The 12,911-nt window shown below is 62.6% G+C and carries 13 protein-coding genes and 1 pseudogene; all 14 read right to left on the bottom strand.

What is annotated here, in order from left to right:
• Window positions 1-874 (bottom strand): dihydroorotase (locus HLUSI_RS0112740; protein ID WP_029363464.1); only part of this gene is annotated, 874 nt, incomplete at its 3' end.
• 41 nt (window positions 875-915) lie between these two features.
• A pseudogene (locus HLUSI_RS31595) lies at window positions 916-1,777 on the bottom strand (aspartate carbamoyltransferase catalytic subunit).
• Window positions 1,770-2,288 carry a bifunctional pyr operon transcriptional regulator/uracil phosphoribosyltransferase PyrR gene (gene pyrR, locus HLUSI_RS0112735; RefSeq protein ID WP_016834337.1) on the bottom strand — a complete coding sequence of 173 codons (519 nt, stop codon included), beginning with the start codon at window positions 2,286-2,288 and terminating at the stop codon, window positions 1,770-1,772. Before pyrR ends, HLUSI_RS31595 begins: the two are co-directional and overlap by 8 nt.
• Window positions 2,275-2,667 (bottom strand): Holliday junction resolvase RuvX, encoded by a 393-nt coding sequence (gene ruvX / locus HLUSI_RS0112730; protein WP_016834336.1) that lies wholly within the window; start codon window positions 2,665-2,667, stop codon window positions 2,275-2,277. Before ruvX ends, pyrR begins: the two co-directional genes overlap by 14 nt.
• A gap of 10 nt (window positions 2,668-2,677) precedes the next feature.
• Complete coding sequence (locus HLUSI_RS0112725; protein WP_016834335.1) at window positions 2,678-3,376, bottom strand: YqgE/AlgH family protein; 699 nt, start codon at window positions 3,374-3,376, stop codon at window positions 2,678-2,680.
• A 10-nt stretch (window positions 3,377-3,386) separates the two neighbouring features.
• The gene (locus HLUSI_RS0112720; RefSeq protein WP_029363463.1) at window positions 3,387-4,805 is read right to left on the bottom strand and encodes an amidohydrolase family protein; all 1,419 of its coding nucleotides are present in this window, start codon (window positions 4,803-4,805) and stop codon (window positions 3,387-3,389) included.
• A 27-nt stretch (window positions 4,806-4,832) separates the two neighbouring features.
• Window positions 4,833-5,624: an ABC transporter permease gene (locus HLUSI_RS0112715; protein WP_016834333.1), complete on the bottom strand. Its 792-nt coding sequence runs from the start codon at window positions 5,622-5,624 to the stop codon at window positions 4,833-4,835.
• Window positions 5,605-6,489 carry an ABC transporter ATP-binding protein gene (locus HLUSI_RS0112710; RefSeq protein ID WP_083830935.1) on the bottom strand — a complete coding sequence of 295 codons (885 nt, stop codon included), beginning with the start codon at window positions 6,487-6,489 and terminating at the stop codon, window positions 5,605-5,607. The genes HLUSI_RS0112715 and HLUSI_RS0112710 overlap by 20 nt, the downstream gene beginning before the upstream one ends.
• A gap of 15 nt (window positions 6,490-6,504) precedes the next feature.
• Window positions 6,505-7,530: an aromatic ring-hydroxylating dioxygenase subunit alpha gene (locus HLUSI_RS0112705; protein WP_016834331.1), complete on the bottom strand. Its 1,026-nt coding sequence runs from the start codon at window positions 7,528-7,530 to the stop codon at window positions 6,505-6,507.
• Between the two features lie 112 nt (window positions 7,531-7,642).
• On the bottom strand, window positions 7,643-8,653 hold the full coding sequence (locus HLUSI_RS0112700) for an isopenicillin N synthase family dioxygenase (RefSeq protein WP_238533992.1): 1,011 nt from the start codon (window positions 8,651-8,653) through the stop codon (window positions 7,643-7,645).
• Between the two features lie 70 nt (window positions 8,654-8,723).
• The gene (locus HLUSI_RS0112695; RefSeq protein WP_016834329.1) at window positions 8,724-9,713 is read right to left on the bottom strand and encodes an ABC transporter substrate-binding protein; all 990 of its coding nucleotides are present in this window, start codon (window positions 9,711-9,713) and stop codon (window positions 8,724-8,726) included.
• A 40-nt stretch (window positions 9,714-9,753) separates the two neighbouring features.
• Window positions 9,754-10,767, bottom strand: a complete 1,014-nt coding sequence (locus HLUSI_RS0112690; RefSeq protein ID WP_016834328.1) for a PDR/VanB family oxidoreductase — start codon at window positions 10,765-10,767, stop codon at window positions 9,754-9,756.
• A gap of 457 nt (window positions 10,768-11,224) precedes the next feature.
• Entirely contained in the window at window positions 11,225-12,040 is an 816-nt protein-coding gene (locus HLUSI_RS0112685; protein WP_016834327.1) for a dienelactone hydrolase family protein, read from the bottom strand.
• 168 nt (window positions 12,041-12,208) lie between these two features.
• The coding region (locus tag HLUSI_RS0112680; protein WP_016834326.1) for a methyl-accepting chemotaxis protein at window positions 12,209-12,911 on the bottom strand (703 nt) is incomplete at its 5' end.

The following is a 12,911-nucleotide window of genomic DNA, read 5'->3' as shown; positions in this document are numbered from 1 at the left end:
GGATCGCATCGCGATCGCGTTGCGAACGGAACGGCGGGTTGACGCGCGCATTGGAATCGAAGAAGCCGATGTCCATGTCGGACAAATGAATGTGATGGGCGCCGACGTCACAGGTGACCGGCAGGCCTTCACGCTTGGCCGCGCGCACCAGCTCAAGTCCGGCCGCCGACGACATGCGGCACAGGTGGACGCGTGCGCCGGTGGCGCGCACCAGTTCGAAGATGGTGTAAAGAGCGATGGTCTCCGACATCACCGGCACACCCGACAAACCCAGGCGCGACGCCGCCGGACCGCTGTGCGCGATGCCGTGGCGACCGAGGTGGGGATCCTGCGGACGCAGCCACACGGTGTAGTCGAAGGTCTTGGCATATTGCAGCGCGGACAGCAGCACCGTAGTGTCCAGCACCGGCTCATCGGCCTGCGAGAACCCGACGCAGCCGGCTTCGGTCAGCTCGGCCATTTCGGTCAGGGCCTTGCCCTTGAGACCCATGGTCAATGCGCCCAGCGGATACACATGCGCCTGGTTGAGCGACTTGGCGCGATGCTTGAGCATCTCGACCAGGCCGGGCTCATCGAGCACCGGATCGGTGTCGGGCGGGCATAGCAGGCTGGTCACGCCGCCTTGCATCGCCGCCTGCATTTCGGATTCCAGCGTGGCCTTGTATTCGTAACCCGGCTCGCGCAGGCGCGCGCTCAGGTCGACCAGGCCGGGAGCGACCACCAGGCCGCTCGCATCGATGGTCTTGTCGGCCGTGAAGGGCCGGGGCGCCTGGCCGATGCCGGCAACTTTGCCGTCGGCCACGAAGACGTCCTGTTGCGCGTCGATGTTGTTGGCAGGATCGATCAGCCGGCCGTTCTTGATATGCAGTTTCATGCGCTCTGTTCCACTCTTGTCCGCGTTGAATTCGTTATTGCTTAGTTGCCTGCGACGATGCTCATCACCGCCATGCGCACCGCGATGCCGAAGGTCACCTGCGGCAGGATCACGGCTTGCGATCCGTCCGCCACGGCGGAGTCGATCTCGACGCCGCGGTTCATCGGGCCCGGGTGCATCACGATGGCGTCCGGCTTGGCCAGCGCCAGGCGTTCCGGCCTTCAAGCCTTCTTCCATGTTGTGGAAGACGCGCACGCCCATCTGTTCGAGACCGCTCGGCAGCAGGGTGCGCGGGCCGATGGCGCGCACTTCCGGCACGCCCAGCGTGGTCAGGCCGTGAATGTCGGAACGCGCCACGCGGCTGTGCAGGATGTCGCCGACGATGGCCACGCGCAGGTTGGTGAAATCCTTCTTGTAGTGACGGATCGTGTACATGTCCAGCAAGCCCTGCGTCGGATGCGCATGGCGGCCGTCGCCGGCGTTGACCACGTGCACGTGCGACTGCTTTGTATCGATCAAGTGCTTGGCGATCAGGTAAGGCGCACCCGATTGCGAATGGCGCACCACGAACATGTCGGCGTGCATCGCCGCCAGGTTGTCGATGGTGTCGAGCAGCGACTCGCCCTTGCTGGCGCTCGAAGCAGAAATGTTGAGGTTGATCACGTCAGCCGACAGGCGCTTGGAGGCGATCTCGAAGGTGGTGCGGGTGCGCGTGGAGTTCTCGAAGAACAGGTTGAAGACGCTCTTGCCGCGCATCAGCGGCACCTTTTTCACTTCGCGGTCGCCGATGCTGACGAAGGACGATGCAGTGTCGAGGATGTTGGTGATGATCGCTTTGGGCAGACCTTCGATGGTCAGCAGATGTTGCAGTTCGCCGTTCTTGTTCAGTTGTGGATTAAGCATGGACCACCGTCAGGGAAAATCGGCCGTCGTCGGCGCGTTGCAGTTGCAGGTTTTCTTGTTTGCTCAGTTCGACCGAGGCCGCCACAAAGTCCGCAGCAATGGGCAGCTCGCGGCCGCCGCGATCCACCAGCGCCGCCAGCAGCACGCGCGCCGGGCGGCCATAGTCGAACAGCTCGTTGATGGCCGCGCGCGTGGTGCGGCCGGTGTAGAGCACGTCGTCGACCAGCAGGATGGTGGCGCCCTCGACATCGAAGGGAACCTGGCTGGGCTTCACATCGGCGCGCAGACCCTTCTCGGAAAAGTCATCGCGGTAGAAGGAAACATCGACGAAGCCCAGGCGCTCGGCCAGGCCCAGTTCAGCGGCCAGGCGTTCGGCCAGCCAGGCGCCGCCGGAATGGATGCCGACGATGGCGACCTGTTCGGCGCCTTGCAAACCGGCTTTGACCTGCTGCGCCAGCCTGGCGTACAGCGCTTCCGCATCGAGCGGCGAAGAAGGATTAGTTGTGCTCATGGGTATCGTCAAAATATTGCTGCAAAATGATGGCGGCGGCCTCGGCGTCGATATGCTCGCCGCGGCGCTGTTCGATGACGGCCGACGAATAGCGTTCGTCCACCAGCACCGTTTCGACGCCGAAGCGTCCGTGCAATTGATTGGCGAAGCGGCGGCAGCGTACGGTCATTTCATGCTCGGCGCCGTCCGGATGGCTGGGCAGGCCGACGATGCAGCGTGCCGGCGTCCACTCGCTGATCAGCTTGCCGAGTTCGGCGAACTTGGCGTCGTTGGTGGCGGCGCTGATGATGGTGAGCGGCTGGGCTTGCTTGATCAGGGTATTGCCGATTGCCACGCCGATGCGCTTTAAGCCGAAGTCGAAGGCCAGGAGCGTTTCCACGAGGTCCCGTTCAGGCGCGGCCGAAATCGCCGCTGAGCATGACCGGGTCGATGCCCAGCAAGGCCAGCGCAGCAGTGAAGCGCTGCTCCACCGGCAAGTCGAAAATGATGGCGGGGTCGGCCTTGACCGTGAGCCAGCCGTTGCGACCGAGTTCTTCTTCCAACTGGCCGGCGCTCCAGCCCGAACAACCTAGGCTGACCAGCACCTGTTCCGGGCCGTCGCCATGCGCGACCGCTTCCAGCACGTCCTTGGAGGTGGTCAGAGAAATGCCCTCGGTCACCTGCAGGGTCGACGAAAACTGGTCCATCGCGCTATGCAGCACGAAGCCGCGCTCGACCTGCACCGGCCCGCCGAACATGACCTGGCTGCGGTACAGCCCGGGCTTGGCTTCGGGCGTGTCGTGGATGATTTCCAGCTTGAGATTGATGCGGTCGAACAGGACATCCATGGTCATGTCGGTCGGCTTGTTGATGACCACGCCGAGCGCGCCGTTCTGGTTGTGTTCGCACAGATAGACGACGGTGCCGCCGAAAACCGGGTCCAGCATTGACGGCATTGCTATCAGGAAATGATCGGTCAGGTCGAGCTCGGCCTTGAGCGGTGCGGCTTTTTCCTGACTGGCAATGATATCGGAGGATTCCGGCGCCAGGGCTGCAGCGTCGGAAGGGGTGGCGGGAGGGGCATTGCGTCGCTTGATCATGCCCGCCATTTTAGCAGTTTTAGCGCTGCACCCCAAGGCGTCGGGTGGCGGCGCGCGCCTCGCGGCCCAGCGCCTCCAGATCGACGCCCGCGATGATGTCGTCCTCGACCACCGCCCTGCCGGCCACGTACAAGGCCTTCAGGAAGGGACGGCCGCCGGCCACCACGGGCCCCAGAGCCGGATCGTGCAAGCCGAAATAGCGTGGGTCGTCGAGGCGGTACAAGGCGATGTCGGCCTGTTGTCCCACACGCAAGCCATCGAGGTCGCCAAGGCCGAGCACCCGCGCGCCGCCGGTGCTGCCCCAGCGCACCACGTCTTCCACCGTCGCCGCATCGGCGCCGCCTTCGAACTTGCCGCCCGCATACGACGGCGTCGCTTCCTGGCCGCGCCGCGCGCGCTGCATCAGCCAAGCCGCATGGGTCTCCGACAGCATGTCGGCCGCCTCGTTGGAGGCCGCGCCGTCGACGCCGATGGAGACCGGCACGCCGGCCTCTTCGAGTTGTCGGATCGGCGCGATGCCGCTGCCAAGCCGGCCGTTGCTTTGCGGGCAATGGGCGATACCGGTGCCGGTCTTGCCGAGCAAAGCGATTTCCGAGGGATCGAGTTTGACCAGATGAGCGAACCAGACATCGCTGCCGAGCCAGTCGCAGCGCTCGGCGAATTCCACCGGCGTGCATCCGTGCTTGCCGTGCGCGGTGTCCTGGTAACCCACGGTTTCCGAAAGATGGCTGTGCAAACGCACGCCGGCCCGGCGCGCGAATCCTGCCATGGTGCGCAGCTCTTCCGGCGTCGCCGAATACAGCGGCGTGGTCGGCGCCATCACGACGCGGCGCATCGCCGCCGGCGATGGATCGTGGTAGAGCTTGATCAGACGCTCCATGTCGCCCAGATAGCCGTCCAGCGTCTCGGGACGCAATGCCGCCGGCAATTCAGCCTCCAACTGACGCGTCTGCGTCGCGCCGCCGCGGCACAGCACGAAGCGCAAGCCGAGCGCTTCGGCTTCTTCGAACAGAATCGCCGAGGTGTCGTAGGGCATGCCCGGGTAGTACAGGTAATTGTGATCGGCCACGGTGCCGCAACCGGAACGCATCAGCTCCACCAGCCCGATGCGCGCCGCCAGGCGGAACAGCTTCTCGTCGAACCTGGCGCGATAGCGATACGGCGTTGCCGCCAGCCACGGCGTCAGTGAGGCGTTGATGCCCGCGGGATCGCCCTTGAGCATGGACTGGAACAAATGGTGATGCGTATTCACCCACGACGGATACGCGATGCAATCCGTGGCGTCGACTATCGCCTCACCCGGCAGCGGCGACAGCTTGCCGATGGCGCCGATCACGCCGTCAACCACGCGGATGTCCGGTCCGGCATGACGGGCCGCCGCGCCGGGCAATCCGGTCATGATGGCGTCGATGTTGCTGATCAAGAAAGAAGTCGTCATTGTCTGCATATTCGTCTGCATATTCATTTAACCCATTTCGCTTTCATGCCATCCGGCCAGCGCCACGCGCGACAAAGCCATCATGGCGAGGAACAACGCGATCCCGGTCACGGTAATCAGGAACAGCGCTGCAAACAAGCGCGGAATATTCAGCTGAAAACCCGCCTGCAGGATCTGATACGCCAACCCCGACCCGGTGCCGCCGGTGCCGGCGACGAACTCCGCCACTACCGCACCGATCAGCGCCAACCCGCTGGAAATCCGCAAGCCACCGAAAAAGTACGGCAAAGCGCTCGGGATGCGCAGCCGGCGCAGGGTCTGCCAGCGCGACGCCTTGTTCAGCTTGAACAGGTTGAGCAATCCGGGATTGACGCTGCGCAGTCCCAGCGTGGTATTCGAGATGATCGGGAACAGCGCCATGATCGTCGCACAAATCACCAGTGCGAAGGTCGGTTCCTTGACCCAGATGATGATCAGCGGCGCGATGGCGACAATCGGCGTTACCTGCAGGATGATTGCATACGGGAAGAAACTGACCTCGATGAAGCGGCTCTGCACGAACACAAATGCAATCGCCACGCCCAGCAGCACCGACAGCACGAAGGCCATGAAGGTGATCTTCAGCGTCACCAGCAGCGAATCGGACAACAAACCCCAATCCGCCGCCAGCGTCTTGGCAATCACCAATGGCGTCGGCACCAGATAGACCGGCACCTCCAGCACCGTGCAGAGCAGCTGCCACGCCAGCAGCAACACCACGCCGATCATCAACGGCGCAGCAACGCGCAAGAATCCGGGATTAGTGATGAGCGGAGTCATGCGCCCCTCCTTCCTGGTTTTCCTGGTTGGCCAGCGTCAGGTAATCGGACAGGATCTTGCAATAGCCCATGAATTCCGGCGAGATGCGAAAAGCGTCGTCGCGCATGCCGCCGGCTCCCGGCGCCTCGATCGGTACATCGGCAATCACGCGTCCCGGCCGCGCCGCCATCACCACCACGCGGCTCGACAGATATACGGCCTCGTAAATGCTGTGCGTGACGAACACCACGGTCAGGTCTTGCTGGCTCCAGATCTTGCGCAGGTCGGCGTCGAGCTTGTTGCGCGTGAACTCGTCGAGCGCGCCGAAGGGTTCATCCATCAGCAACAGGTTCGGCCGCGTCGCCAGTGCGCGCGCAATCGAAGCACGCATCTGCATGCCGCCCGACAACTCGCGCGGATAGGCATCATGGAAACGATCCAGTCCCACTAGCTTGAGGGAATCCTGTACACGCACGTCGCTGTCGGCGCGCGGCATATGCTTGAGATCGAGCGGCAGTCGCACGTTCTGTTCCACCGATGCCCAAGGCATCAGGGTCGCTTCCTGGAACACCATCGCCAGCGTGCGATCCGGCGTGCCCACCGTCGCCAGATTCTTGCCCCACCAACGGATGTGGCCATGCGACGGCTCTTCCAGCCCGGCGAACATTTTCAGCAGCGTACTCTTGCCGCAGCCGGACGGACCCAGCAGCGAGACGAACTCGCCACGCCGGATGTCCAGCCTCACCTCGTCCAGCGCGCGGGTGCCGTTGCGATAAGTCTTCTCCACCCGCTGTGCGCTCAGCACCGCATCAGTGACAGCTGCCGAATCGGCAACGCCCTGCTCCCAGGCCGCCAGTTGCGGTATTGCGTGATCGTCTCGTTTCATCATTGCTCCCGGCCTCTAGTCTTTGCTGCGGAAAACTTCGGATTCGCCATGCTCTTCCAACAACTGCAACAGCATGCGACGCATGATCAGGCCCGGTCGGTCGGACGCCATGTGGAATTCCTGCTTGCGGCGCACGTCGATGCAGGCGTCGGGATCGGTGGCCTCCAGGATCTCGCGGTCTTCCACCAGAATCGGCGCGTCCCAGGCGATCAGGTCGGCTTCGGCGCAGTCCTCTTCCGTGTCGTTGCGGTACAGCCATTGCGCCAGCATGATGGACCCGTCGTCGATCGGCGTGGCGCAGTTGTAGATGATGTGGTGGCGGCCCGAGCTCGGATACTGGCAACCGAAGCGGCGCGAGAACGGCAGATACCAGCGGTTGAACATGTGGCGCATGGTGGTGTCGTCGGTGGTGCCGGTGACGCGGTAGCTGGCCGGTACGTTCTTGATCGGCACCAGCGTTTCCGCCTCGAAGCCGTAATCGGTTTCGTTGATCTCGTACTTCTCCGGCTTGGGCTGGTCGTACAGGCCGAAGGTGCCGCGATGCACGTAGCTGAAATGGGAATTGTCGAAGGAGTTTTCCATCATGCGCAGCGCGCTGGTTTCCCACCGTTCATAGAACTGGAAGATGCGGCGGTAACCCGGCGTGGTTTCTTCCGGAAAGAACGGAATGTCGCGCAGCGGTTTCTCCAGCGCCACCCACACGTAACCGTAGCGCTCTTCGCAGTAATACGACTGCACCATCGCGCCGGCCGGCACCGAGCCGTCGGCGTTCTGCGGCACGCGCACGCAGGCGCCGGCGCAGTCGAAGGTCCAGCCGTGATAGCCGCAGACGATGTTGCCGTTGTCGACAAAACCTTTCGACAGTTTCGCGGTGCGGTGGCAGCAACGATCCTGCAAGGCTGCCGGCTTGCCCGGCGACTTGAGCCAGACGACGATATTCTCGCCCAGCAGCGTGAAAGGTTTCGGGCCGTCTTCCAGCATGGCAATCGGCATGACTGCGTACCAAAACTTGCGCAAGACTTTCTGTTTCGTAACCAGCATGATGCAACTCCTTTAAAACCAGCCCTGTCTTGCTCCTGCTACTGCTCCAGCAGAGACATGGCCGAGCAGCCGGCGCGCCATCATGGTCGCCTTCGCCGCGAATCCAATCAAATCACGACGCCGCAGCCAGTACGCTGGCGGCGCCGAAAGTTTCCTGCACTTTCTGCGCGAGGTAGTCGCCGATGGTGCACGGCGCATGGCGCGCCGGATGCTCGTCGGAACAGCAGGACGGCAGGCACGACACCGTCACCGCGTGATCGCCGTCCATGAAAAACGGCAGCGAATAGCGCGGCGCGGGGTTGTCGTTGCGCACGCGATGCGCGTTGCTGTGATAGATGTCGTTGCTCCAGCGCTGCAGCAAGTCGCCGATGTTGACCACGAAGCTGCCGGGTATCGGCGTCGCACGCACCCAATCGCCGTCGGCATTGCGCACTTCGAGGCCACCGATGTCGTCTTGCGCGAGGATGGTGACCAGGCCCCAATCGGTATGCGCACCGGCGCCGATCTGGTTGTGCTGGGCGTCGGCGGGCTGCGGCGGATAGTGCAGCATGCGCTGTGTCGCGATCGGCGTGCCGAGTGCGAAATTGAAGAAGTCCTCGGGCAGTTGCAGCGACAGCGCGATGATCGACAGCAAGCGTTGCGACAGAACGCTCATGGCGGCATGGTATTGCTGCGCATGTGCGCGCATGCCGGGCAACTCCTGCGGCCAGAGATTGTGACCGTAGCGCAGCACGCCTTTCTGCACATAGGGATGATCAGACGGCAGGTCGGTGCCGAACTGGAAGCCTTCCTTGAGATCGGTCGGGCCGTCGTCAAGCGCCTGCGTGCCGATACGTTCATAGCCGAAACCAGCTGGCGACAGGGACATGTCGACCCCGCGCTTCACCGCATCCGGCGCCGCGAAGAAACGGCGCGCCCAGTCGAACTGCCCATCGACCAGGCTTTGCGGCACGCCGTGATTGACCAGGTAAAAGAAACCGACGTCGCGGGCGATCTTGTGGATCTCCCAAGCGACGGCTTCACGCTTGCCTGGATCGTTTGAAAACGCATCTGCGAAATCGATGACCGGCAGGCGCTGCGCGGTCTTGGGTGGTGTGTAGGGAATCATGGCGTCCTCACGCATGAACTTCGGACATCCGGTCTGCATCAACAAGCGATGCAGGCCGCCAGGCAATGATCAAATCATCGGGACATCAAGGCATCACATGCATGTCTTTGACGAACTGCGTGGTGTACGCCTTGTGCCAGTCGACATCGGCCTTCAGCAAACCGGTGGCGACCATGGTTTCGTAGGTCTTCTTCCAGCGTTCGTCGGTCATGATGCCGATGCCTTGTTTGGCGGCATCGCCACCGGTGACGACTTTCAGTTCCTTGAGCTTCCTGACCGCGTATGCCAGTTGCTCGTCGCCCATTTCCTTGTTGTCTTTTTTGATCAGCGCGTTACCCGCAGACGGATCTTCCAGATAGCTCTTCCAGCCTTCGGCGGTGGCCTTGACGAAGCGCTTCACCAGATCAGGCTTGGTCGCCACCATCTTTTGCAGCGTGATGATGGTGGTGCCGTAAGGCGGATAGCCTTCTTGCGCGAACAGGAAGAAATTGGCCTTGGCGCCGGACTTTTCCGCCTGGAACAATTCCGACGATGGATAAGCCTGCTGTACGGTGTTCGGATCGGCGAAGAACGGTTGCAGGTTGAAGGTGTAGGCCTTCGATTGGGCGTCGGTGTAGCCGTACCTGGCTTTCAACCACGGCCACCAGCTCGATTGTCCGGAGCCGGCCACGAGAATCGTCTTGTCCTTCAGCGCACCGAGATTAGCTACGTCGGCGTGGGTCATCATGCCTTGCAGATCGGACTGAAAAGAGGTGCCGACCGTCACCAGCGGCAAGCCCTGCTCAATGCCCTTCAGTACGGTGAAGTCGTAGCCCATGCTGAAGTCGGCCTGGCCGGCCACCAGGATTTGCATGTTGTTGACCTGCGGGCCGCCCATCTTGATGGTGACGTCCATGCCGTACTTCTTGTAGATGCCTTTGGCGACGGCCTGATAGAAACCGCCGTGTTCGGCCTGCGCGTACCAGTTGCTCAGGACGGTGACCTTTTCCTGCGCCTGCACGCCGGCTGCTGCCTGCAACGCCAGTGCGCCTGCCAGTGCTGCGGCAATGCGGATGAGGGATGTTCGCTTGCTCATGGCCTTCCTTTCAGGTGGGTTGTTGTACTTCAATCGAAAATCAGATATCCAGCACGAGGCGTTCGCTGCGGCAGCGTGATACGCAAGGCATCAGGCATTGGTTGGAGGCCCGTTCCTTTTCGGTCAGCACGCTGTCGCGGTGATCAGGAACGCCTGCCAGCACCGCGGTCTGACAGCTGCCGCAAAATCCCTCGCCGCACGAAGTGCCGATCTGCACACCGGCCGTCGCGGCGGCAGCAACGATGCTTTGTCCCGGCTGCACCATGCAGCGCACGCCGGAGCGTTGCAGCACGAGTTCGAATACGCGGTCTTGCGTTGCGGGCGCATCGCTTGCCGGTGTCGCGGCGGCGAACAGTTCGAAGTGCACGTCGGCGTCGCGCCAGCCAAGTTGCGCAGCCTGTTCGCGCACCTGCGCAATGAACGGCGCCGGACCGCAGATATACAAAGGAGTTGTGCGCGGCAACAGGACCAGCCTGGCGGCAACGACGACACCGACGTCGTCCGCATTCAGGCCGAAACGGAAGTGGCAGTGCCCGGCCATGGCCGGCTGCGACAACGGGGAGAGGAAGGCGGCGTGCTCCACGCTGCGCGCGAAGTAGTGCAGTTGCGCGGCGCGTCCGCGATACAGCAAGTCGGCGGCCATGGCGTAAATCGGCGTGATGCCGATACCGGCCGCAAACAGCGCGACGGGATGTTCGCTGTCGTGCAAAGGAAAGGCGTTGACCGGCGCGCCGACGAGCAGTTGCGTGCCGACGCCGGCTTGTTCGTGCAGCCAGGCCGAGCCGCCGCGCGATGCCGCCTCGCGTTTGACCGCGATGCGATAGAAGCTGTCCTCGCCGGGCGTGTTGCACAGGGAATAGCAACGCTCCAGCCCACCGGGCAGCGACAGCTTGATATGCGCGCCGGGCGTCCACGCCGGCAGGCGGCGCGCATCCTCTGCAGCGAGGTCGAAGACGCGGATATCGCGGCCATCTTCACGGATGGCCGCCACGCGCAAGTTCAGCAGCGCAGCGGTTTGCGCCGCCGTCATGAAAGCGTCGCGCACGGTCGTCATCGCGAGCCCCCTTGAAGAAGCAACGGCGCAGCACGGCGTGGAGAATATTCAGGAGAAAAGGAACTGCCGCAGAGCGCGGCGGGGGAAATATGGCTTGAGCAGCATGAGAGCGGAGAGGGGCGCAGCATTTCTCGTGTCCTATAAATTCACAGGTGCCACCGGTTCATTCCGATGGCGTCACGAGCAATGCCCCACAGTCGATGGTATTTGGATCGACGGCTAGCCGCTTCTACTCAATCTTCAAACTAGCAATCTGCGTGCCATGTCCGGCAAATAAGGAATACACGCGTTTTGTTGCCGGACAAATAAAAAGAGGACGGAAAAATCCGTCCTCAGTGCAAGCAGTTGATCCAAATCAGTGCGGGCATCCCCAAAAACTGGCGCAGGCATGGCGTGAACCCGTCGGGCCGCCCCTACTCGCTCGCACTGGCTCGTACTGGCTATATACATATTGGGATCAGACCACGCCGTGCGACTTGAACCATTCCACCGCACGCTTCCAGCCTTCCTTGGCATCCGCCTCGACGTAGCTTGGACGATAGTCGGCGTTGAAGGCGTGACCCGAATTCGGGAACACCACGAACTCCGACTTGTTGCCGGTCTTGGCCAGCGCTTCCTTCATCTGCTCTACGGTCGCCACCGGAATGCCGCCGTCCTTGCCGCCGTACAAGCCGAGCACCGGCGTTTTCAGGGTCGGCGCGATGTCGATCGGATGCTGCGGCTGCAGCGCCGATTTCTCCCCGACGATGCGGCCGTACCATGCGGCGCCGGCCTTGATCTTCGGGTTGCGCGCGCTGTAGAGCCAGACGATGCGGCCGCCCCAGCAAAAGCCGTTGATGCCGATCTTGTCCGGATTGCCGCCATTCTGGCCGGCCCATGCCACATAAGCGTCGAGGTCGCCGAACACTTGCTCGTCGGGCACCTTGGAGATGATTTCCTTGTTCAGTTCGGCAATGGTTGGATACGCCGCCGGATTGCCCTGGCGCACGAAGAAGTCCGGCGCAATCGCCAGGTAGCCGAGTTTGGCGAAGCGGCGCGCGATGTCGGCGATGTGCTCATGCACGCCGAAGATTTCGGAAATCACCAGGATCACCGGCAGGTTGGTCTTGCCTTCCGGCTGCGCGCGATAGGCCGGCACTTTCTGGCCGTTGACGGTCACGCTGACTTCGCCGGCGGTCAGGCCGACCGTGTCGGTCTTGATCATGCGATTGCCGGCGTCGAGCAGGCCGGTCGTGCCCGCCAGGCTGTCTACATCGTTCTTCAGATCGTTCATGAGATTCTCCAGGAGTCGGAAGTGCGCAAAAAAGGGATGAAACCGGCTGAGACAAAAACACGGCCTGCCTGGCAATGAAGGCAGGCAGGCCGTGTCGATGGCGTCTTGGCTAAAAGATCAACTGAACTACCGAAAGCATTCTACAAGAGACAAGACTTGCACTACTTGTTACGCCGTCACCGCACCCGGCAATTCCGGATGCATGGGCGTGATATCGATGGTTCGCTGCGTTGGCGGCGGCGCGTTCAGTTGACGAGCATCCAGCTTGAACACGCTGACCAGCGCGGTCAGGTTGGCGGCCTGGTCCTGCAGCGACTGCGCCGCAGCGGCGGCTTGCTCGACCAGCGCGGCGTTCTGCTGGGTCATGTCGTCGATCTGGATGATTGCTTCGTTGACTTGTTCGATGCCGCTGCTCTGCTCGCTGTTGGCGCTGGTGATTTCGGACATGACGTCGGTGACGCGGCGGATGCTGGTGACGATGTCGTGCATGGTCACGCCGGCCTGCTCGACCAGCTTGCTGCCGTTCTCGACCTTGCCGACGGAGTCGCCGATGAGCACCTTGATTTCCTTGGCGGCGCTGGCCGAACGCTGGGCCAGGCTGCGCACTTCCGACGCCACCACGGCAAAGCCGCGACCTTGCTCGCCGGCGCGGGCGGCTTCGACCGCTGCGTTCAGCGCGAGGATATTGGTCTGGAAGGCGATGCCGTCGATCACGCTGATGATGTCGACCACCTTTTGCGACGAGGCATTGATTGATTCCATGGTCTGCACCACCTGCGACACGATGCTGCCGCCCTGCACCGCAACGTCGGACGCGGCGACGGCGAGCTGGTTGGCCTGCTGTGCATTTTCGGCGTTTTGCTTGACGGTG

Origin of the sequence: Herbaspirillum lusitanum P6-12 (assembly GCF_000256565.1) — a bacterium.
Taxonomy (GTDB): Bacteria; Pseudomonadota; Gammaproteobacteria; order Burkholderiales; family Burkholderiaceae_D; genus Herbaspirillum; species Herbaspirillum lusitanum.
The sequence above is the reverse complement of the archived record's forward strand: the minus strand, read 5'-3'. Positions and strand labels throughout refer to the sequence as shown.

Bases quoted from the DNA above. Each gene is read 5' to 3' on its own strand.
- HLUSI_RS0112685 (WP_016834327.1), bottom strand. From the start codon at position 12,040: ATGAACGATCTGAAGAACGATGTAGACAGCCTGGCGGGCACGACCGGC.
- pyrR (WP_016834337.1), bottom strand. From the start codon at position 2,288: ATGAGCACAACTAATCCTTCTTCGCCGCTCGATGCGGAAGCGCTGTAC.
- HLUSI_RS0112705 (WP_016834331.1), bottom strand. From the start codon at position 7,530: ATGCTGGTTACGAAACAGAAAGTCTTGCGCAAGTTTTGGTACGCAGTC.
- HLUSI_RS0112695 (WP_016834329.1), bottom strand. From the start codon at position 9,713: ATGAGCAAGCGAACATCCCTCATCCGCATTGCCGCAGCACTGGCAGGC.
- HLUSI_RS0112715 (WP_016834333.1), bottom strand. From the start codon at position 5,624: ATGACTCCGCTCATCACTAATCCCGGATTCTTGCGCGTTGCTGCGCCG.
- HLUSI_RS0112725 (WP_016834335.1), bottom strand. From the start codon at position 3,376: ATGGCGGGCATGATCAAGCGACGCAATGCCCCTCCCGCCACCCCTTCC.
- HLUSI_RS0112720 (WP_029363463.1), bottom strand. From the start codon at position 4,805: ATGACGACTTCTTTCTTGATCAGCAACATCGACGCCATCATGACCGGA.
- HLUSI_RS0112690 (WP_016834328.1), bottom strand. From the start codon at position 10,767: ATGACGACCGTGCGCGACGCTTTCATGACGGCGGCGCAAACCGCTGCG.
- HLUSI_RS0112710 (WP_083830935.1), bottom strand. From the start codon at position 6,489: ATGAAACGAGACGATCACGCAATACCGCAACTGGCGGCCTGGGAGCAG.
- HLUSI_RS0112700 (WP_238533992.1), bottom strand. From the start codon at position 8,653: ATGCGTGAGGACGCCATGATTCCCTACACACCACCCAAGACCGCGCAG.